Annotated in this window: 19 protein-coding genes, 1 tRNA gene and 1 pseudogene; 9 read left to right on the top strand and 12 right to left on the bottom strand. The window is 57.1% G+C overall.

All coding sequences use genetic code 11. The annotated features are described in order from the left end of the window. Positions 1-45: 45 nt before the first annotated feature. The 9 genes and pseudogenes from QEV83_RS03630 to QEV83_RS03590 form a co-directional block, all read right to left on the bottom strand. Positions 46-501 (bottom strand): PTS sugar transporter subunit IIA, encoded by a 456-nt coding sequence (locus QEV83_RS03630; RefSeq protein WP_280129904.1) that lies wholly within the window; start codon positions 499-501, stop codon positions 46-48. Between the two features lie 76 nt (positions 502-577). Then, the gene (locus tag QEV83_RS03625; protein ID WP_280129903.1) at positions 578-1270 is read right to left on the bottom strand and encodes a response regulator transcription factor; all 693 of its coding nucleotides are present in this window, start codon (positions 1268-1270) and stop codon (positions 578-580) included. Continuing rightward, positions 1267-3978: a sensor histidine kinase KdpD gene (locus tag QEV83_RS03620; RefSeq protein ID WP_280129902.1), complete on the bottom strand. Its 2712-nt coding sequence runs from the start codon at positions 3976-3978 to the stop codon at positions 1267-1269. Before QEV83_RS03620 ends, QEV83_RS03625 begins: the two co-directional genes overlap by 4 nt. Positions 3979-4499: 521 nt before the next feature. Continuing rightward, positions 4500-5093, bottom strand: a pseudogene (locus QEV83_RS03615) (K(+)-transporting ATPase subunit C); the annotation flags it as partial. 49 nt (positions 5094-5142) lie between these two features. Further along, positions 5143-7278, bottom strand: coding sequence for a potassium-transporting ATPase subunit KdpB (gene kdpB, locus QEV83_RS03610; protein ID WP_280129901.1), 2136 nt, complete (start codon positions 7276-7278; stop codon positions 5143-5145). Between the two features lie 30 nt (positions 7279-7308). After that, the gene (gene kdpA / locus QEV83_RS03605) at positions 7309-9036 is read right to left on the bottom strand and encodes a potassium-transporting ATPase subunit KdpA (protein WP_280129900.1); all 1728 of its coding nucleotides are present in this window, start codon (positions 9034-9036) and stop codon (positions 7309-7311) included. Between the two features lie 12 nt (positions 9037-9048). Then, on the bottom strand, positions 9049-9138 hold the full coding sequence (locus QEV83_RS03600) for a K(+)-transporting ATPase subunit F (RefSeq protein WP_280129899.1): 90 nt from the start codon (positions 9136-9138) through the stop codon (positions 9049-9051). A 934-nt stretch (positions 9139-10072) separates the two neighbouring features. Next, complete coding sequence (locus tag QEV83_RS03595) at positions 10073-10555, bottom strand: hypothetical protein (protein ID WP_280129898.1); 483 nt, start codon at positions 10553-10555, stop codon at positions 10073-10075. 451 nt (positions 10556-11006) lie between these two features. Further along, positions 11007-11234 (bottom strand): hypothetical protein, encoded by a 228-nt coding sequence (locus QEV83_RS03590; protein ID WP_280129897.1) that lies wholly within the window; start codon positions 11232-11234, stop codon positions 11007-11009. A gap of 512 nt (positions 11235-11746) precedes the next feature. On the opposite strand from QEV83_RS03590, the gene QEV83_RS03585 reads away from it, so the two are divergent. Next, the gene (locus QEV83_RS03585) at positions 11747-11956 is read left to right on the top strand and encodes a hypothetical protein (RefSeq protein ID WP_280129896.1); all 210 of its coding nucleotides are present in this window, start codon (positions 11747-11749) and stop codon (positions 11954-11956) included. Between the two features lie 506 nt (positions 11957-12462). Here QEV83_RS03585 and QEV83_RS03580 read toward each other — a convergent pair. After that, positions 12463-12666, bottom strand: a complete 204-nt coding sequence (locus tag QEV83_RS03580; protein WP_280129895.1) for a hypothetical protein — start codon at positions 12664-12666, stop codon at positions 12463-12465. 62 nt (positions 12667-12728) lie between these two features. Then, the gene (locus QEV83_RS03575; RefSeq protein ID WP_280129894.1) at positions 12729-13382 is read right to left on the bottom strand and encodes a glutathione S-transferase family protein; all 654 of its coding nucleotides are present in this window, start codon (positions 13380-13382) and stop codon (positions 12729-12731) included. Between the two features lie 152 nt (positions 13383-13534). Here QEV83_RS03575 and phaZ point away from each other — a divergent pair, with 152 nt between their 5' ends. Further along, positions 13535-14752 carry a polyhydroxyalkanoate depolymerase gene (phaZ, locus tag QEV83_RS03570; protein ID WP_280129893.1) on the top strand — a complete coding sequence of 406 codons (1218 nt, stop codon included), beginning with the start codon at positions 13535-13537 and terminating at the stop codon, positions 14750-14752. Positions 14753-14782: 30 nt separating this feature from the next. Here phaZ and QEV83_RS03565 read toward each other — a convergent pair whose 3' ends face one another. Beyond that, on the bottom strand, positions 14783-15721 hold the full coding sequence (locus tag QEV83_RS03565) for a phospholipase (RefSeq protein ID WP_280129892.1): 939 nt from the start codon (positions 15719-15721) through the stop codon (positions 14783-14785). Between the two features lie 301 nt (positions 15722-16022). Here QEV83_RS03565 and sdhC point away from each other — a divergent pair, with 301 nt between their 5' ends. The 7 genes from sdhC to QEV83_RS03530 all read left to right on the top strand — a co-directional run bounded on the left by sdhC (position 16023) and on the right by QEV83_RS03530 (position 21427). After that, a complete protein-coding gene (gene sdhC / locus QEV83_RS03560; protein WP_280129891.1) occupies positions 16023-16442 on the top strand; it encodes a succinate dehydrogenase, cytochrome b556 subunit in 420 nt (139 codons plus the stop codon). A gap of 114 nt (positions 16443-16556) precedes the next feature. Continuing rightward, positions 16557-16916, top strand: a complete 360-nt coding sequence (sdhD, locus tag QEV83_RS03555) for a succinate dehydrogenase, hydrophobic membrane anchor protein (protein WP_280129890.1) — start codon at positions 16557-16559, stop codon at positions 16914-16916. 93 nt (positions 16917-17009) lie between these two features. Then, a complete protein-coding gene (sdhA, locus tag QEV83_RS03550) occupies positions 17010-18848 on the top strand; it encodes a succinate dehydrogenase flavoprotein subunit (RefSeq protein ID WP_280129889.1) in 1839 nt (612 codons plus the stop codon). 20 nt (positions 18849-18868) lie between these two features. Continuing rightward, positions 18869-19648: a succinate dehydrogenase iron-sulfur subunit gene (locus QEV83_RS03545; RefSeq protein WP_280129888.1), complete on the top strand. Its 780-nt coding sequence runs from the start codon at positions 18869-18871 to the stop codon at positions 19646-19648. Between the two features lie 62 nt (positions 19649-19710). Next, the gene (locus tag QEV83_RS03540) at positions 19711-20280 is read left to right on the top strand and encodes a lytic transglycosylase domain-containing protein (protein ID WP_280129887.1); all 570 of its coding nucleotides are present in this window, start codon (positions 19711-19713) and stop codon (positions 20278-20280) included. A gap of 159 nt (positions 20281-20439) precedes the next feature. Next, positions 20440-20513: transfer RNA gene (locus QEV83_RS03535), tRNA-Gly, on the top strand. A 65-nt stretch (positions 20514-20578) separates the two neighbouring features. Beyond that, positions 20579-21427: a glycoside hydrolase family 16 protein gene (locus QEV83_RS03530; RefSeq protein WP_280129886.1), complete on the top strand. Its 849-nt coding sequence runs from the start codon at positions 20579-20581 to the stop codon at positions 21425-21427. Positions 21428-21509 lie beyond the last annotated feature (82 nt).

Genomic DNA, 21509 nt, shown 5'->3' with positions numbered 1-21509 from the left:
GGTTGATCGCGTCATCCGGGGTAGCAGCACCCTATAGTTCCTAGGTCATGCATGCCGTGGAGCACACAAAAGCTTGCAAAGGGCTGTGGCGTTGCTCGCCTTGCGAAGTTCCGTCGTGAACTGCTGGTCCCGCAATTGCCGTGAAATCGCGGCAAGTGCGCCAAGGTGTTCGCTCCCTGCAATTGCCGGGATGAGCAAAAGAAACACGAGATCAACCGGCTTGCCGTCAATCGAGTCGAAATGAATTGGCCGGTTCAGTCGCGTGAACATGCCGAAAAGCCGGCTCAGTCCGTCGATGCGGGCATGCGGCAGCGCAAAACCATTGCCAAGGCCGGTGGAGCCCAACCCCTCGCGGGCCTGCAAGGCATCGAAAATCCCCCGCGCATCGAGACTGAGGAGGGTGGCGGCGCGCGATGCGAGATCCTGAAGCAATTGTTGTTTGTTGCTGGCGCGGGCGGCAAAAACCACCCGGTCCGGTTCGATAAGGTCGGCGAGATCCATGGCTATACCTTCGCAAGGGTTTTTAGCTGATCACGCATGTTCCAGCAATGGCGCGCGGACTCTTAGGAACAATTCTTCACTCCGGCTCGCGCAGACGATAGCCGACGCCGGTGACGGTGAGGATATGGGAAGGCCGCGCCGGGTCCGCCTCGATCTTCTGGCGCAGAGCACGAATGTAGATACGCAAATATTGCACGTCGGCATTGCTGCCCCAAATTTCCCGCAGGATAAAATCGTGGGTCAGAACCCTTCCGGCATGGGCCACCAAGAGACGCAGAACCTCGTATTCGCGTGGCGAAAGTTTGACTTCCTCGTTGCGCACCGTGACCACCCGCCGGACAAGATCGACGCAGAGATCGCCTGCATGGAACAATGGCTTCTCGCCCTCCTGCTGCAAACGATGCCGCTGCGCCGTGCGGATGCGCGCCAGGAGTTCATCGATCCCGAACGGCTTCGTGACATAATCGTCGGCGCCGAGATCGAGCGCTCTGACTTTGGCGGTTTCGTTCTCACGGCTCGACAGGATTATGATGGGCAAGGTTTCACCGCCCTCCCTGATATGACGGATGACATCAAGGCCGTCCACATCGGGCAGACCCAGGTCGAGGACAACGAGGTCGGCGGCGTGTCTTTTGACCAGGTCGAGAGCGGTGCGGGCGTTGGCTGCTGTTGCGACGGTATAACCCTGGCTCTCAAGGCTTGCCTGCAAAAAGCGAAGGATCGCCGGTTCGTCATCGACAACGAGAATGCGAAGCGGTCCCCCGGTCACGACGAAACCTCCGCCGCAAGCCACGGTTTGACTGGCACAGGCAGCCTGATGGTGAAAACCGCGCCAGTCCTGTCGCTCCGGTTGGCGGCCGAGATCGATCCTCCCATGGCTTCGACGAAACCGCGGCAGATAGCAAGGCCGAGCCCAGTGCCGGCACGCTGCCGGTCGGATTGGCGAACACGATAGAACTTGTCGAAGATCCGCTCGAGATCGGCCTCCGGAATGCCTTCGCCTTCATCGAATACCCGGATCACGGCAGACTCTCCCTCATGCCTCGCCGTGACCGTGATCCGGGAGCCCTGCGGCGCGTATTTTGCCGCATTGTCGAACAGATTGAACAAAACCTGTTCCATCAACACCATGTCGAGATCGAGCAATGGCAGACCGCTTTCGAGATCGAATACGACCGAATTATTTTGCAAGATCTTATCGGCTCGTTGCAAGGCTGCACCGATGATGTCGGAGAGATCGGCTGCTCCGGTGTGCGGCGTGAGCGGTCCCGATTCGAGGCGTGTCATGTCGAGAAGATTGCCAATAAAGCGGTTGAGCCTCTCGGCCTCCTCCAAAATGGTGCGCAAGAGGCTTGCTTGAACGGCTGTATCGAATTCTTGTCCATGCGTGATAAGGCTGCTCGCCGAACCCACGATCGACGCTAGCGGGGTGCGCAAATCATGGGAAATCGAGGTCAGCAACGCCGCGCGCAGGCGGTCTGTTTCGGCTGCCAGACGGGCGCGGTCAATGTCTTGGGCGAGATTGACGCGATCAATCGCCAAAGCTGCCTGATCCGACAAGGCGTCCAGCAGCCGCGATTCCTCTGGTGTCAAAAGCAGTCCCGGCTTGTCGCTATCGATTCCAGCCACGCCGACGGCGCCGCGCCCAGTGCGTAAGGGCATGAAGCGGCGCTTGGCTCCGGGCAATGTATCGGCGCCACGCCCAGTCGCTTGATTTCTTTCAAAGCACCAGCGCGCCGCGGCGAGATCTGCCTCGTCGAGCATGTCTTCGGGCGGAAACCCAGCCTTGACAACAAGGCCGCCATTCTCGGGCAAAAGGACGACGACACGAACCTTCAGCATTAAGGCAATCTGATGCACGGTTGCCCAGAGGAGGTCGTCAAGCGTCGCGGCGCCAGCGAGCTTGCGGCTGAAAAGATAAAGCTCCTCCGTGATCCGGGTCCGCTCGCGCGCCGCGACCGCCTGGGCGCGGACCCGTGCGGCGAGATTGCTCGCGATCAGCGCCACGACCGTAAAAAAGAACAAGACGACGACGTTCTCGGGATCGGCGATGGTGAATGTATAGAGGGGGGGCAAAAAGAAAAAATTGTAGGAAAGAACGCTGGCGAGGCAGGCAAAGAGCGAGGCCCACAGTCCGAAGGTTACGGCGCTTGCGAGGACCGCGATCAGGAACACTTGTGCGAGGTTCGAGACGCCAAGCGTCCGTCTCAGCAGGGCGGCAACAAGGATCGCGGCCGCGACATAGGCAAGACTTACAAAATAAGCCTTAATCTCGGTGCGGTCTGGCTTTACAACCTTGCTATCGCTTTCGACGGTATTCTTAAATTGGGTATCCTTCGTGCGCGCGACAATATGAACACTCGCGTCCCCTGTGGCGCGGATCAGTTTTTCGGTAAAGGAGTCACGAAAATAATCCCGCCAGCGCGAGCGTTCAGATCTCGCAGCGATAATATGGGCAAAATGGTTGGCGCTGGCATAGTCGGCGACGGTCGATGCTACATCTTCTCCGGGAATGGAAATCGCCGCGGCGCCTAGTCTTTGCGCGAGGCGGAGAGCCTGGGCGATCCTGTCACGGTCGGCCTCGCTTGCGCGCGCATCGGCGGGCGTTTCGACATGGATCGCGGTCCACTGCGCGCGCAGTCGATCGGCCATGCGTTTGGCGTGACGCACGACCGCATTGGCGCCGCTTGCGGAATCGACCAAAACCAGCACGCGCTCGCTCGCGGGCCATGACCCTTCAATGCGATGCGCGCGCATGTAGTCGACCATTTGGGCATCGACCCTTTGCGCGGTGCGGCGCAGCGCAAGCTCCCGCAAGGCTGTGAGATTGCCTGGCGAAAAATAATTCCTCGTGGCGCGCTCAGCCTGTTCGGGCACATAGACCTTGCCATCGTTGAGACGAGCAATCAGATCTTCTGGCGTTAGGTCAACCAGTTCGATGTCGCAAGCAAGATCGATGATCGAGTCCGGCACGGTCTCGCGGACCCTGATCTTGGTGATGCCGGCGACGATATCATTCAGGCTTTCGACATGCTGGATGTTGAGTGTCGTATAGACGTCGATTCCGGCGGCGAGCAGTTCCTCGACATCCATGTAGCGTTTGGGATGCCGGCTCTCTGGCGCATTGGTGTGGGCAAGCTCATCGACCAGAACGAGGCTCGGCTTGCGCGCCAAAATGGCGTCGATATCCATTTCGGCGAGCGTATGTCCCTTATAAGGGACGCTCCGGCGCGGGACGATTTCGAGCCCCTGAAGCAGCGCTTCGGTTTCTTTGCGCCCGTGCGTTTCGACGACGCCGATGACAACATCAATGCCTTCGGCTTTTTTTGCCCTCGCCGCAGTCAGCATTTCATAGGTTTTGCCAACGCCGGGCGCAGCACCGAGAAAGATTCTTAGCCGGCCCTGTTCTGCTTTTTGCACTTCACGCAAAAGAGCGTCGGGGGAGGGCCGCCGGTCGCCGTTGTCGCGTTTCTCCATAGGTGGCAGTGCCCGCGATGAGAATGCTTTACGCTAGGATAACGTGAAGCGCCCTATCCTTCATAGAGAAGAAAACGACTCCTGACGAGCAAATCTCCGCTTTGAAAACCTCAACACTTTTCCCTCACATGTTGAGCAGGATACGTTATTCAGCCCTTCAAGCGCTTCTTGCATTCTTTCAAATAAACGTTCCGTTTCAGACCGCCATTTGTGTTGGTCGCGGCGTTGGCGCGATATTGATCGGCGCAGGTTTTGAGGAGCGCCGTCTCGCGCTTTTCGCCGGCGTGGACGGGAGAAATTTCAGAAGGGAACACGGCAGCTGCCCCCGATTCTACGGTCGGGACCGCAGGGGGGATGGCCGCGGGCTCTGGCGCCGGCGTTGCTGCAACAGGCGGCGCTTCGGCAACGGGGAGTTCAGGCGTTTGGGGCACGGGGGGAGTGGCCTCGGGTGCCGAGGGTGACGGCGTTGCCTCAGTCGCTGACAGCTTCTCTTTGCTCGCAGTGTTTTCATGCGCCGGAAAAGCCTTCTCAAGCGCGAGATTGAGCTTCAGTACATTGACGTGCGGCTCACCCAGTAAGCCGAGGAGACGGCCCGCTGTGTTGGCCTCGACAAAACTGCGTAACCGGTCCTCCGGGACGTTACGCGCCTTTGCGACACGCGGGACCTGGAACAAGGCGGCGGCGGGCGTAATGTCGGGATCGAGCCCGCTGGCCGAGGTGGTGACAAGATCGACCGGAACCTTGGCGGAAGGATTTGTTGCCGCCAGCAAATCGGAATCACCTTTGACCCGGTCCACAAGCGATTTTGATGTGGGTCCTAGATTCGAACCCGCTGAATTGCTTGCATTATAGGGCGCGGGCACGGTTTTGGCGGGATCGTTCGGATCGGTATCGGTCGTGGCGGACGGCCGGCCATGGAAATATCCATCGGTAGCAAAATTCTGCCCGATCAGTTCAGAGCCGATGATCTTTCCGTCGCGTTCGATCAAACTGCCTTTGGCTTGATGAGGAAAAAGGAGACCAGCCATGCCTGTCATTGCGAGGGGATAGGCAAGCCCGGTCACGACTGTCATCAATAAAGTCAGCATGATGGCCGGGACAAGATGCTTGATCATTTGAGTGTCCTTAAAGCTCGTAGATTGTCTTTGAGTTTGTCACTTGTCATCACGCGAGGTGGGCCAGGCCGACGGCCATGTCGATGAGCTTGATGCCAATGAACGGAACGATAATCCCGCCGAGCCCGTAGACGAGAAGATTGCGCCGCAAGATGCTTGCCGCGCCGACAGGCTTGTAGGCGACCCCGCGCAGTGACAAGGGGATCAATGCGATGATGATCAGAGCGTTGAAAATGATCGCCGACAGAATGGCACTCTGCGGCGAGGCGAGATGCATGATATTGAGGCTCTGCAGCTGCGGATAGAAGACGACGAACGCTGCCGGAATGATGGCAAAATATTTGGCGACGTCATTGGCGATCGAGAATGTCGTCAGCGCGCCGCGCGTCATGAGGAGCTGCTTGCCGATTTCAACGATCTCGATAAGCTTCGTCGGGTCGCTGTCGAGATCGACCATATTGCCGGCTTCCCGCGCCGCCATCGTGCCGGTGTTCATGGCGACCCCGACATCGGCTTGAGCCAGGGCCGGAGCATCATTGGTGCCATCGCCGCACATGGCAACAAGCTTGCCTTGCGCCTGCTCGTCGCGAATGAGTTTCAGCTTTGTCTCTGGCGTCGCTTGGGCAAGAAAATCATCGACGCCCGCCTCCGCCGCGATCGCCGCCGCCGTCAGAGGGTTGTCCCCGGTGATCATCACGGTCCGTATGCCCATCTGGCGGAGCGCAGCGAACCGCTCCCGGATGCCGCCCTTGATAATGTCTTTCAGATGGATGATCCCAAGCAGCCGCCCATCCTTCGCCACGGCCAGCGGCGTTCCTCCCGATTTTGCAACCTTATCGCCGCTTGCGGTCAAAGCCTGAACCTGCGCATCCGAGACCAAGAAGGGGAGCGTCGCTGGTGCACCAGCACTTGTATTGTTTTCGGGCAGCGCGGCTGAGGAACGGACGAAGACCAAGATCGCATCCACGGCTCCCTTGCGGATAATGGTTGCCTCCGTATCGACCCCGCTCAATCTCGTGTAAGCGGAAAACGGCACAAACTTCGCATGAAGCTCATGCATCTCGCGGCCCCGGATGCCGTATTTCTCCTTAGCGAGCACGACGATCGAGCGGCCTTCCGGTGTCTCATCCGGGAGAGAGGCGAGTTGCGCCGCGTCCGCAAGTTCCTTTTCGCTGACACCGGGAAGCGGAATAAATTCCGTGGCTTGGCGGTTGCCGAGAGTGATCGTCCCGGTTTTGTCGAGAAGGAGCGTGTCGACGTCGCCAGCAGCTTCGACCGCCCGGCCCGACATGGCTAGGACATTGAATCGCACCAAACGGTCCATTCCGGCGATCCCGATCGCCGACAACAATGCGCCGATTGTCGTCGGAATGAGGGTGACGAAAAGCGCGACGAGAATGACGATGCTGACGGTACCTCCTGCATAATTGGCAAAGCTCGGAATGGTCGCCACCGCGAAAACGAAGATAAGCGTCAATCCCGCGAGGAGAATGTTGAGCGCGATCTCGTTTGGTGTTTTCTGCCGTTCCGCGCCTTCGACGAGCGCGATCATCCGGTCGAGGAACGTCGATCCTTGCGCGGCGGTGATGCGAACCTTGATCCAGTCGGAAAGAACCATCGTGCCACCGGTGACGGCGGAGCGATCGCCGCCTGCCTCGCGAATGACAGGCGCCGATTCACCAGTGATTGCGGATTCGTTAACGGAGGCGACACCTTCGATCACATCGCCGTCGCTCGGAATGAGATCGCCTGGCTCGACAAGAACGACGTCGCCGGGTTCCAATTCCGTCGCTGACACGCCTTCGACGACGGCCCGCATGCCGCTCGTCCCGTTAGGATCGATGAGCCGTTTTGCCCGCGTTTCCGTGCGCGCCTTGCGCAGAGTGGCCGCTTGGGCTTTGCCGCGGCCTTCCGCAACGGCCTCAGCGAAATTGGCGAAAAGCAAGGTGATCCAAAGCCAGACAATGATCTGAAAGGTGAATTTCAGATTTTCGCCGCCGGTGATGAGATCACGGAGGAAGAGGATCGTCGTGAGAACCGTCACGATTTCGACCACGAACATCACCGGATTGCGGATCAGGGTCCGGGGGTGCAGCTTGCGGAAGGAGTCCCCGATCGCTGGCACGATGATCGCCGGATCGAACAAGGAGCTCACGCTGCGGCGTGCATTGGTTCTGTCTTTCATTGGATTTGTCCCAAAGTCCGTTGGCGGTGATCAGAAAAGCGTACCAGCGAGCATCGCGAGATGTTCCTCGATCGGTCCGAGAGCGAGGGCTGGAAAGAAGGTGAGGCCGCCGATGATCAAGATCACGCCGATCAGAAGACCGACGAATAGCCCGCCATCCGTCGGGAAAGTTCCAGCCGAGGCCGGCACGATCTTCTTACCCGCGAGCGAACCGGCTATGGCGAGCATCGGGACGATGACGAAAAAACGTCCGAGCCACATCGCAAGACCGAGTGTCGTATTATAGAATGGCGTGTTGGCGGAAAGCCCAGCGAAAGCACTGCCATTATTGCCCGTGGCCGATGTATAGGCATAAAGCGCCTCGCTGAAGCCATGCGGGCCGGAATTGGCCATGCCGGCGAGGCCTGGGGTGACGACCACTGCAAGAGCCGTGAAGCCAAGCATGCACAATGGCAGGATAAGAATGGCGAGCATCGCCATCTTGACCTCCCTCGCCTCAATCTTCTTGCCGAGATATTCCGGGGTGCGGCCGACCATCAAACCCGCGACAAAGACGGCGACGATCGCGAAGAGCAGCATGCCATAAAGGCCCGAGCCGACGCCACCGAAGATGATCTCGCCGAGCATGATATTCACCATCGGCACCATTCCTGCGAGCGGCAGCAGGCTGTCGTGCATGGTGTTGACGGCGCCGCAGGAGGCGTCTGTCGTGATGGTCGTGAAGAGGGAGGAATTGGCAATGCCGAACCGCACCTCCTTGCCTTCCATATTGCCGCCGGCCTGAAGCGGGCCAGGCGTGGTGTTGATGGGAAAATCGGCGAAGGCCGGATTGCCGCCGCTTTCAACGGCATAGACGGTGAAAGTGCCGGCCAGAAACAAAATGCCCATGACGGCGAAAATCGCCCAGCCTTGCCGCTGCTTGCCGACCATCCGGCCGAACACATTGGTCAGCGCCGCGCCGATCGAAAAGATCAGCACCATCTGGACGAAATTGGTCAGTGCGTTGGGGTTCTCGTAGGGATGAGCCGAATTGGCGTTGAAGAAGCCGCCGCCATTGGTGCCCATCATTTTGATGACTTCCTGGCTGGCCACCTGACCTTGAGCGATCAGCTGCTTGCCGCCCTCAAGTGTCGTGACCTCGGTATAGGCATTGAGGTTTTGCGGCATGCCCTGCCACACGAAAAAGAGTCCAACAACGATTGAAATCGGCAAAAGCACATAAAGAACGGTACGGGTCATATCGACCCAGAAATTGCCAATCGTTTGCGCCGAGCGGCGGGCAAAGCCTCGGATGAGCGCGATGGCAAGCGCGATGCCGGTCGCAGCCGACACGAAATTATGCATGGTGAGACCGGCCATCTGGGTTAGATAGCTCATGGTCGTCTCGGGCACATAGGATTGCCAATTGGTGTTGGTCACAAAACTCACCGACGTGTTGAAGGCGAGATCGGGAGAGACCGGGTCGAGGTGCTGCGGATTGAAGGGGAGTACCGCCTGCAGGCGTTGCAAAGCATAAAGGACGACGAAGCCCGCCACGGAGAAAGTCAACATGGCTAGGCCATAGCTGAGCCAGCCTTGCTCCTCAACTTCCTTGACGCCGCTGAGCTTATAGAAGATCCGCTCGAACGGACGCAGCAGCGGCGACAGAAACGTGCGCTCGCCGTTGAAGACGCGAGTCATATAGAAGCCGAACGGCTTCACGAGAAGTGTGACGATCACGCAGTAAAGCGCGATCTGAATGAGACCATTGCCGGTCATGGGTAACCTTCTTCAAAAACGCTCGGGACGAATCAAGGCGGCGACGAGATAAACGAGCAGGCCGATCGTCACGATCGCGCCGAGGACCATATCGAAGGTCATGGGTGAGCCCTCACAAATTGTTGCAAGCGCCAAGGTAAAGCGCGGTGATCGCAAAGGCGGCAACACCCATCGCGACATAGATCAAGTCGAGGAGAAAGACAGGCATTGGACAATCCTATGAAGCGTAATGCTGGCTGCTAGAAGATGATACGCTAGGCAAAATTCACTGCGATGATCTATCGCAAGCCGCATATAGATTCGAGTGTGCACAGAAGCCTGCCGTATATAAATTTCATAAAAATGGCGCTGCCGCTCAATGGGGCAACTCTCTACTGATTGGGAACGCAACAAACGCCCCGAAATGCTTATTGTTGTACGAGGCATCTGCGATGATGCCTCTTTTCAGAGGCAACCAGTGCCAGCATCTTCTTATTCCAGCGACACAAAATCCAAAGTCTGAAGGCTAAGAGAAATGAAATCACAGTGGCTTGGCACTCTTGGCCAAGAGGCGATGCCGCATCAGTTTTCGTTTCATCAATAGGCCAGGAGAAGGAGGCGTTTATGCCCCATATATGAAATTGGACGACGGCAAATATGGTTTGTTTATGCGTTTAGAGCCAAATAAGACTTGAATAACTGCCGAGTGGTCAGTGACGCTTCCGGCCAAGGGCTCGTATGATTTACTCAGCGGAAAAAGGAGTGATGAGCAATGACATGGAGCAAAATTGTCGATGCGCTCAAGCGCCTCGATGAACGAGCTTCCGATGCGGTTTATCTACACGGGAGTTATCTCACTGGGCAAGAAATGATCGTCCCGCATTGTCACCAAGACGAAGCCAGGGATCGTTCACAAGATAAGTCCAGCGCCTGTGGTGTCCCCCTTCCACATATTCCACGATTAGATGGACTGCGAGACGATCGGCGTGGGTTCGTTATCCATTGAAACTGAATAGCTGATGCCCCGTGCAGACCGAAACTACGATCTTGTCTTTGCTTATGTTACCGGCAAATGAAAGGGACCGGCCTCAGCAGTGATAATACCAGCGATAAATAGGACAGCCAAAATTATAGCGAGGATCAAAATGGCCTTCGAGAGCCAAGCAGATGCCCGCCAGCCGCGTGATGCCTTAATGGCAGAAATGGCCATTGCTTCGGCCCTCGCCTTGGTCATCGGTTCATTCCAGAGCTCGCAGACTTCCAGGATTTGCGCGATAATTTGCTCGCGTGATCCCTTGACACGGAAGGTCAAGGTGCCTTCGGAATCAAGCATACCGCAGCTTATCGCTTCGTCGATGAAATCGTCAGCTTGCTCTTGGGTTACTGGATCGCCGCCGGAGATGACTTTTCCTTGCAGTTGAGTTCGTAGTTCCGCGCGCAACCAAGTTGGCAGACGGGCCTTAACGTCTTCGGGGTCGCTGCTTGTGCCAGTGGAGGCAAAGCCGTCAAGAAGCTGGGGGTTGGAACGCCAAAGTCTCAATGCGGTGTCCGCTTTGCCATGCCGGGTTAGCCGCTGTTTGTAAACTTGATGCCGCCTTTTCGATGGCGGTGCGTCTGGGCGCTATGGCGAACTCAAGGTCATGCTGCGGCTAGTAATAGGATGCCGCAATGCTATGCCTTGTGTTTTCTGGGATAAGCCGTCAGGAACGGGATGCACGGGATGACCGGCCTGGGGATGAGTATTGCTGCCATCCTCCTTGTGCTTCTTCGGAGGAAGAACCGATAGAGTCCCGAGGACCACCGATCCTGCCGGCTCAACAGGCCGAAGCGTATCGGTAACGGCGGTCCAAATAGTTGAGGATCCCAGCACCAGGGCATGTTTCGAAAAAGCGGATCAGGTTTCGATCAGAACATGTTGCAACACTTTGACTCAGAGCCCTTCCTTTTCGATCGGACGGCTCCACCCGATCGAAAAGCATTCTCGGGCTTTCTCAAATCCGGTCAGTGAGCGCCATATCTAATTTTGCCAATGCCCTGAGCAGCGAATCGCCATAGGGCAATCCTTTAATAAAGGTTTCCGTGCGCTCGGGTATCTGGCCCCACGCGATTAAGAGCGCGGCAAGCAACAAAAGCAGCACCGAAAGAAAAACGGATGCAAGCCCGGCGATAACCGCGACCGCGATGGTTATTCCCAGTTTAGTTCTACCACTTAAAGCCATTATCATTCCTCCCAGCCACTTCAAAATGTACCACAATTGCCGATTTCGACCAGCACCTTAACGCGTGGTCAAAGAGCCATAGGCGGATGTCCCGGAATTTCCCAAGCGAGGCCGCCTTTCCAAGGCCGAAGAACCGGCCGGCGGCGCCAATGACTTGCCGCCAATACGCCTTGGAAATCCAATGTCTTTACCATTGCAGCGCTGCCAAACGCAGAGACCGGACTTGGGAACCCTGATCATCATCCTCTTTCTTCGAGCACACGGATACCATCGAAATCAACTATTTACATATCGTTACTTAATTTTTGATCGAATCTGATTTTGTTTTGATCCCTGAAACGCCTCGCCGCATGGAACCAGCCATGACCTGTTGCATCGATATCACACCGGCCGTTTATATTGTACACGGAGAAATATTATCGAAATTTTGACGAAATGCTGAATTTAATGTGCCGGTATGGCGAAATTCCTTTGGCCGCCGGATAGGTAATATCCAGCAACGGAACAAAGTTATGAGTCCTTCATCGCGCCGGGATCGTAAGACTAAGGCACTGGCCGAAATGCTGGCGATGATGGTCGACCCTTACCCGCAATGTGCAATCCATAGTTCGCATCCCGTCTGTAAGTCGGACGAAGGGATGTGGGAGGGCGTTACCGATTTTTGCACGGCGCTGGATCGCTATGCAGGGCGCGCCAAGCACATCAAAAGAGCATCTTATTGAGATTCCCTGCCGCCTTGTCATCCCACCGGCGGCAAGCGCCAGGCTCGTGATGGCGTGCCGTGGGCGATTGTTTTTGCCACGGGGGAGGGGCGTATAATTGGCAAAACAGCACTCATGGGAGGGTTTCACAATGGCAAGCAGGAAACAAACATCCACCTTGGGAATTGCATTGGCAGTCGCTGTCCTCGCGGCCTTCGCGGGGTCCTTCATTTGGATTGCGGTGCCGCTTTTGGTGATCTCCGTCTTATTATTTGCGTGGGGTCTGGAACCTAAGCGAACCGAGGCTGTTGTTGGGCGTTGGCCGTACGGCGATCACGTCCTTAAGGCCTTGGCGAAATTGGACTCGATCCTACCTGGATAGGGTTGAGCCGCGCCTCACCGCACATCCACAATCGGTTGCCGCCATTCGATGTCGCCTTCGCTCTACTGTGTTGCGCCGATGTCACAGCCACGATTCATTTTCAATCTGGGCGCATTGTTATCGAAGTTTTGACGAATTGCGGGCCTCAATTTGAGTCAAGTTGCACAGGTTGGGCAAAGCCCGAAGGAAGGCTGCTTCGCTTAACCGGCGCCAACTTGCTGTAGGAGGATTGCGTCATGTGTGTTGTGCCATCAATCATCGTTCTGGCGATAACGGCTCTGCTGGTTTTTCGCCGCGAGATCACAAACCCCTTGTCTTCCCTGGCTTCGAGGCCGACGTCCAGCGCCAAGCGGCGTTCCTAGAAGCGAATCGGCGGCCAAACGTCTTGTGCAACATGCGGGCGGCATGGCCTCAAAATTCAACCTCGAGTTCGTCCAGTTGACGTGGCTCTTGTTTGGCGGCCTCAAGCCACTCCACCATCTCGGGCATGGCGATGATCTGCTTGCAGTAGGCCTCGCAGGCCGCGTCCAATTCGATGTGGTAGGTCAAGAAGCGAGTGACTACTGGGGCGTACATCGCATCGGCCATCGAGCGGCCGCCTAACAGAAAGGGGCCTCCGTAAAGGCCCAGACACTCCCGCCAAATCGTTGTGATGCGATCAATGTCGGCTTGCGCCCGCTTCCATACTTTGAATCCCGGGAAATCACCTTGCAAATTCATCGGCAAGGCCGAGCGCATCGAACCAAAACCCGAATGCATTTCGCCGCAAATGGAGCGGCAGCGCGTCCGCTTCTCGATATCGGCGGGCAGCAAATGCGCCTCGGGCTTGATCTCGTTAAGATATTCCCCGATCGCCAGCGTATCCCACACCCTGACACCATCATGGACGAGGCACGGCACCAGGAAAGAGGAGGACAGCATCAGAAGCTCGTCGCGCATCGAGGGGTCATCCGGTGAGATGACGTCCTCAGTAAAGGGAAGGCCGGAAAATTTGGTCAGCAACCAGCCGCGGAGCGACCATGAGGAATAATTCTTGCTGCTGATCGTGAGTGTGGCGCTGGCCAAAAAGTCCCCCTTCGAACGTTAACTTCTCGTAAAGCATGCTTGAGAAGCAAAACAAACTCATGTAGCTTGGCAGAAACGGCTATACGGCAAAATCCTCCGGCAATCAAAGCGTTTCTGCTTGTGCCTTCATCCTAAACTATGGTGGAAACCATTTGATTTATCAAGCTTATAGTCGGCACGCGAACATTCTTGAGCTGCTGCGGCCGCTGGCCGCCGCTTCGGGACGGACGTTGCGCCTGCCATGGCCTTTGTTTCAGCCGGATTGGTCGATCCGCAAATTCGCTGGTGTCCTAGAAACCTTCGCCGAAGTCGCGATAACCCATACGCGGCTTCCCTTCCGGATCGACTCTGTCACTGTCGAGAATTGCGTTTGCCCGGTGATAGAGGAGGCTGTCTTTTCTACGCCGTTTGCCACGCTGCTTCATTTCCGGAAAGAAACTGCTGCTATCCAGCCAAAGGTATTATTGGCCGCTCCCATGTCGGGGCATTTCGCGACCTTGCTGCGCGCGACCGTCAAAACGATGCTTGCCGACCATGATGTCTACATTACCGACTGGCATAATGTCCGCGACGTGCCGCCAGCGGAGGGCTGCTTCGGGTTAAGCGATTACACCAGCCATGTGATCAAATTCCTGCAAGTGTTAGGGCCTGGGTCGCATGTCGTTGCGGTTTGCCAGCCCTGCGTTCCTGTCCTCGCCGCCGCCGCGCTGATGGCGGAAGATCGCGACGAGGCGCAGCCGCGCAGCATGACTTTGATGGCGGGTCCAATCGATACGCGAATCAGTCCCACGAAGGTCAATGAACTCGCCGTCAAACGGCCGATCACGTGGTTCGAGCAGAATTTGATTTCCGACGTCCCCCGTCCCTATATGGGCGTCGGGCGTCCCGTTTATCCGGGATTCATGCAGCTCGCAGCCTTCTTGAGCATGAATTTGGAGCGTCATATGCGTTCCTTTGACGATATGGCGGAGGCCCGTGCCGCCAATGATTTAACCAAGCTTCAGGTCATACAAGAATTTTACGAGGAATATTTCGCTGTCATGGATTTGCCAGCTGAATTCTATCTCGAAACGGTGCAAGCGGTTTTTCAAGACCATCTTTTGCCGCGCGGGAAGCTCGAGGTGCATGGCCGCCGCATTGATCCGCGTGCCATCAAGCGCACCGCCCTCCTGACGCTGGAAGGGGAGCGGGACGATATTTGCGGCCTTGGTCAAACGCTTGCCGCGCAAGACCTTTGCTCGGGGCTGCGCCAGCATTTGAAGGAACACCGCGTGCAGACCGGTGTCGGCCATTATGGTGTCTTCAGCGGCCGCCGCTGGAACGCGGAAGTCTATCCCGCCGTGCGGGATATGATTCAAATGACGAATTGAACCCAGGAACGCCGTCTCTCCTGGGTTAAATTAGCCGCCGAGCGGGCGGAAGAAATCCCAGACCAGCTTCGCGCTGTTGACATCGCCGTTGCCGAGCCCTTGCCCAGCACCTGGAATTGATTCGTTCGAAAGGCCTGGCAGGGAATGGCCGCCGCCTTCGATCCGGACCAATTCGACGGGTGCCTTGCAATTGTTCAGCTTGTCAAGATAGGCGCGGGTGCCGTCGCGGGTGTCCCTGTCGGGAAAGACCGTGGTGGTGATGCCTCCCGAGCAGCCCGCGGCTTTGCCAAACAGGGCGAGGGTTGTGTCGATTGAGGCGAGCTCCACCTTGGCGTGTGGCAGATTGGCGGGGCCGCCATGAAAGGGAACCACCGGATCTTGCGTGCCGGCGATCATCAAAAGTGGCAGTGGACGCGGGAGCTTGCAGGTCTCCTGAAGATCGGCGGGCAGGCTCGCGGCCAAAATAGCCAGTCCCGAAAAACTGTTTTTTTGCTCGCAGGCCAGGCGCAAGGCGAGCATTCCGCCCGTCGTTGTGCCAACGAGAAACACCTTGCCCGGAGCGGCAATTCCCTCGGCGACGAATTTGGCGATCAGATCATGGATAAAAGTTAAGTCCCTGTTCGCATCCGGGCCAGGCGCTTCGGCCCAGCGGCCCAGGAGAGGTTCGGGATAGGCAAGGACCGCACCCGATGAACGGGCCAAGTCTTCGAAGCCGAACGTCCGCCGGAGACGGAGGCCCTTCGGTCTGCCGCCGCGCAAGATGATAATGACCGGCCGCCGGCCCTGTTTGAGGCGCCGGTGCTGGATGAGGATCGCGCTGCGCGGCGTCCCCCCTGACACAATCACGACACGGCCCGCCGCCGCCAAAGCGGCCGATGGCACTCCGGCGATCGCCAGAAAGAGCAGGCCTCCGGCAAGAAAACCGCCGCCCAGGATAGACGCGACAAATTTGCGGCCTCGCACAATCATGTCGTTTCACCGGGTCTGGTTACGCCTTCCTGCCCGTTTAGCTTTTGCCCTTCAGCGATCACATTTGCAAGCTGACTCATTTACCGGGTCATTTTTCGAATGGGTCGCCGGGACGGGACAGGAACCTGGTGTCTGCTTTTTTTCATTTTCGAATCCCGGCGGGCTAGATTTGGGACACCAAGCTTCCGGCCGGGATAATCGGCGACCCGGCAAGGTTTTTGAATTTTTCTAATGTTCGCGTTGCCGGGAGGGGCCAATTGGATTAGGGAAATTATCATCTATTCCGGATGAGTTGGGGTAAATGTACATGACCTATGGGGAGCCTGGCGGGAACGCCCTGAAAAAAAGCCGCCCGCTTTCTCCACATCTGCAAATTTACCGCCCGATGCTGACGATGATCATGTCGATTGCGCATCGGATAACGGGCGCCGCGCTTTATGCCGGCACGCTATTGCTGGCATGGCTCTTGATCGCCGCGTCGATGGGCGCTGAGACCTATGCCACCGCCGCTTCATGTGTCAATTCGCTCCCTGGAAAACTAATCTTGTTCGGTTTTACATGGGCTTTGTTCCATCATCTACTCGGCGGAATACGTCATATTATTTGGGAATCCGGGCATGGGTTCTCGCATCCCCAGCGTGAATGGCTAGCACAGGCCACTTTAATCGGCGGTATTGTGCTAACGGCGGGTGTATGGGGAATTGCTTATCTGGTCTCATAAGTGTCCTTGCGGCTAAGAAGAAGCCTTTGCAACGACAATCGGGGAGAAGCCCTTGCCGGAAAGATTTGAGGAGAGGTCAGTCATGGCGACAGAGTCTCTGGGGGTTACGTCGCGATGAGCACGCCGCGTTTTTCCGGTTCGGCCAAATCCGGCACCTCGGACGCGTGGAACATGCGGGTGACTTCGGTTGCCCTGATCCCGCTGACAATAGGCTTGGTTGCGATCGTCTTGTCGCTGTCCAGCAAGGACTATGCGGCAGCGCGCGCCGAACTCGGGCATCCATTTCCGGCAATCATTCTGCTTCTTTTCATCCTGACCGGCGTTTTCCATATGAAGCTGGGGATGCAATCCATTATCGATGATTACGTGCATGACGCACATTTGAAAGAGTGGTCGCTTATCGCCAATCTAGGCTTCTCGGTTAGCATCGGTTTGGCGTGCGTTTACGCAGCCTTGAAACTGAGCTTCAGTTGAGGCACCACCATTGGAATATCGAAGCGGAGGGAAAAAGCTTCCTTCATGCGAAGGACCGCGGCCGCTCGCAGGGATATATCGAAAGACGATGGCATGACTTCCAACACCAAAGGTAATGGCGATACCGCTCCGGTGCGTAATGGCGCCGCCTATCCGATTACCGATCATACTTTCGACGTCGTCGTCGTTGGGGCAGGGGGGGCCGGACTGCGGGCAACCGTCGGCTGTTCCCAGGCGGGGCTGCGCACGGCCTGTATCAGCAAGGTCTTTCCGACCCGCTCGCACACCGTCGCGGCGCAAGGCGGCGTCGCGGCGTCGCTCGCCAATATGGGGCCGGACAATTGGAAATGGCACATGTACGACACCGTCAAGGGGTCGGATTGGCTCGGCGATCAAGACGCAATCGAATATCTCTGCCGCAATGCGCCGGCCGCCGTATATGAACTCGAGCATTGGGGCGTGCCGTTTTCGCGCACCGAGGATGGCCGGATCTACCAGCGTCCGTTCGGCGGCATGACCACCGACTTTGGCAAGGGGCCTCCGGCGCAGCGCACCTGCGCGGCGGCCGACCGCACCGGCCATGCGATGCTGCACACGCTGTATGGCCAGGCGCTGCGTCACGAGACCGAATTCTTTGTTGAATTCTTCGCCATCGATTTGATCATGGAAGACGGGCGCTGCCGCGGTGTCGTCTGCCTCAAGCTGGATGATGGAACCATTCATCGCTTCCGCTCGCAACTTGTGATCCTGGCGAGCGGCGGCTATGGCCGCGCGTATTTCTCGGCGACATCGGCGCATACCTGCACCGGTGATGGCAACGCGATGGTGTTGCGGGCCGGGCTACCCTTGCAGGATATGGAATTCGTTCAATTTCATCCAACTGGGATCTATGGGGCCGGGTGCCTCATCACCGAAGGCTCGCGCGGCGAGGGCGGTTATCTCACCAATTCCGAAGGCGAACGCTTCATGGAGCGCTATGCGCCTTCGGTGAAGGATCTCGCGCCGCGCGATATGGTGTCACGCGCGATGACAATTGAAATCCGCGAGGGCAGGGGCACGGGCAAACACAAAGACCACATTCATTTGCACTTGGAACACCTCGATCCGAAAATCTTGCATGAACGCCTGCCTGGCATCTCCGAAAGCGCCAGGATCTTCGCCGGTGTCGAAGTAACCAAGGAGCCGATCCCGGTGCTGCCCACGGCCCATTACAACATGGGCGGGATTCCGACGAATTTCCATGGCGAGGTCATGATCAAGAAAGGGGGAGATCCCGATTTCATCGTGCCCGGCTTGATGGCGATTGGCGAAGCGGCCTGCGTCTCCGTCCACGGCGCCAACAGACTGGGTTCGAATTCGCTGATCGATCTTGTCGTCTTTGGCCGCGCAGCCGGATTGCGGGCGGCCGAACTGGTGCAGGCGGGGGTCAAACAGGCTGAGCTTCCAGCCGACTCGGCGGACAGAGCGTTGTCACGACTCGACCGTTTCCGCTACGCCAAGGGAGGACTGCCGACCGCGGAACTGCGTCTGCGGATGCAGAAAGTGATGCAGTCTCATTGCTCGGTCTATCGCACCGGGCCAGTCTTGGAGGAAGGCTCGCAGCTGATCCATGATGTGTGGGCGGCGAGGGATCAGATTTCCGTCACCGACCGGTCGCTGATCTGGAATTCCGATCTGATCGAGACTTTGGAATTCGACAATCTCATTGTCCAAGCGGTTGTCACCATGGACGGCGCGGCAGGCCGCACCGAATCCCGTGGTGCCCATGCCCGAGAGGATTATCCCGACCGTGACGATAAGAATTGGATGAAGCATACGCTCGCCGCCATCGACCCAGATGCCCGGACGGTGTCGATCGATTACCGTCCCGTGCATAGTTTCACGATGAGCAACGAGATGCATTATATCGAGCCGAAGGCGCGGGTCTATTAATCAACAGGTTAAAAAAACACATGGTCGAGTTCACACTTCCCGCCAATTCGCGCATCGGGACCGGCAAGACCTGGCCGAGGCATGGCGACTCCAAGGCTCAGACGGAATTCAAGATTTACCGTTGGAATCCCGATGACGCGCAAAACCCGCACGTCGACACTTATTATGTCGATCGAAGCGATTGCGGCCCGATGGTTCTCGACGCGCTCATTTGGATAAAATCCAAGATCGATCCGGCGCTCACGTTCCGGCGTTCGTGCCGGGAAGGCATCTGCGGGTCCTGCGCGATGAATATCGACGGCACTAATACGCTCGCCTGCACCAAATATATGGATGACATCAAGGGCGCCGTTAAAATATATCCCTTGCCGCATCTGCCGGTGGTCAAGGATCTGGTGCCCGACCTCACCGGATTTTTCGCCCAGCATGCTTCGATTGGACCCTGGCTCAAGACGCAGTCGCCGCCGCCGGAGAAGGAGCGGCTGCAGTCGCCCGCCGATCGCGCCAAGCTCGACGGGCTTTATGAATGTATTTTGTGCGCTTGCTGCTCGACATCTTGCCCGAGTTATTGGTGGAATGGCGATCGCTACCTCGGTCCGGCAGTGCTGTTACAGGCCTATCGCTGGTTGATTGATTCTCGTGATGAGGCGGCTGGCGAACGGCTCGACAATGTCGAGGATCCGTTCCGGCTTTACCGCTGCCACACGATCTTAAATTGCGCCAAGGCGTGTCCAAAAGGTCTCAATCCAGCAAAAGCGATCGCTGAAATCAAGAATATGCTCATCGCGCGCCTGATCTGAGCCCCTAATGCCATTCTGATGCCTCAATCCCCGATCACATCCGGCGGATGGAGGCTTTGTCTATGCTGCGCATTCCGTCAACCGCTGCCGCCGCGCTGTTCATGATTTCAGGCGCCAGTGCCGCCGATCTCGCGGCCCGCTCAACGGCCTATGACACGTTGATCGCTCATCACGCCAAGCTGCATGGAGTTCCGGAGTCTCTCGTCCATCGCACGGTGATGCGCGAAAGCGGCTATAATCCTGGCCTCGTTCATCGTCATTGCTATGGCCTGATGCAGATCAAATATGGGACGGCGCGCAGCATGGGGTATAATGGCCCCGAGCGCGGTCTTCTCGATCCACAAGTCAATCTGACTTACGCTATCCCTTATCTTGCCAATGCTTACCGGCTTGCCGACGGGAACGAAGACCGCGCCACGGCGCTTTACCGCGGTGGCTATTACTATTTGGCCAAGCACAAAAAAATGCTTGGGGCGTTGCGCACCGCGTCGGCGTCTCCTGTCACACCGGAGCTCCCCGCTCCGGCGCCAGTGCCGCAGCCGCCACGCAATCCCCTGGCAGGGCTTGTCGCCTTGTTTGCAGGTCCGCCGGAGACCAATGCAGCCAATGGTTCACAAGCGCCTGGCGAATGACTCCTCGTTTATGCGAGGAGCGCATGGAAAAGGTAAAAAAGCCGCGCGCAGGACGCCGTCGCTGTATTGAAACACGGTAGGGGACGCGCTAGTCTTCGGTAAGAGACTTTGCATGTTCATCCTATGGGGGCATTCATCTCTCGATAGAGGCATGGCCCGGCGGGCGTAGTTCAATGGCAGAACGGCAGCTTCCCAAGCTGCATACGAGGGTTCGATTCCCTTCGCCCGCTCCAAAATTGTTGGCATCGACACCTTCCGTTACGCCAGGAAACAGCCAATTCGCCGAGGGTAATCATTCATGATCCGACCCAAGGTAGAGATTGTTGCGTGTATGGTTTGTCATATGATGGCCGGGGTCGCGCAAGCGCAGAGCGTCAACGGTACAGCACTTGACCTTTGCGGTCTGCGTCCGACATTCACGGAAGATTTCAATGATCTAAAAGTTTCCGCCTGGAAAATCGGTGGCAACCGTTGGATCGCCCACACGCCTTGGCACGGCGACTTTGGAGATGCCGGTTTTTCCAATCCGCAGCCGGATTTTCCGTTCACGGTTAAGGATGGCCTGTTGCGCATCGAGGCACGCAAGGAAGCCAACGGCAAATGGCATTCAGGGCTTTTGGCGTCAGCCGATCAATGGAACGATGGCTTCTCGCAGCTTTATGGTTACTTTGAAGTCCGGATGAAGATTCCCAAGGGGCCTGGGACCTGGCCGGCATTCTGGCTTGGTGAAACCCGGCCTCCGGAAACGCCGCTTGGGACGAGCCTGGAAGTTGATGTGATCGAGTTCTATGGACAATTCCCCGATATTTTTCATTCGGGATATATCGTCTGGGACAGTGTCCATCACACCCATGTTGGCGAGCATCACACGGAAAACCGTCCAAGCGGCACGCTCGACGCCGGTTTTCATACCTTCGGCGTGGAAATCGAAAAAGACTTCATGACCTTCTATTGTGACCGCCATCAGATTTGGCAGACGCCGACTCCGGAGCAGCACAAATTCCCTATGATGATCCTGGTCAATTTGGCACTTGGAAGCGGCTGGTCAATCGAGAACACACCAAATCCGTCTTTTCTGGACGTTGATTACATTCATGTCTTCGAGCGCGATCCAACCAAGTGCAAGTCAACTCCATCTCCAGAGTGAGATGCTTTTTAGAAGATGAGTGCGACATCACTATTTGCCGGCGGCTTCTATGACTATAGCGGCGTTCCGCCAAATGCTGACT

Origin of the sequence: Methylocapsa sp. D3K7 (genome assembly GCF_029855125.1) — a bacterium.
Taxonomy (GTDB): Bacteria; Pseudomonadota; Alphaproteobacteria; order Rhizobiales; family Beijerinckiaceae; genus Methylocapsa.
This window is presented reverse-complemented; position numbering and strand designations above follow the sequence as displayed.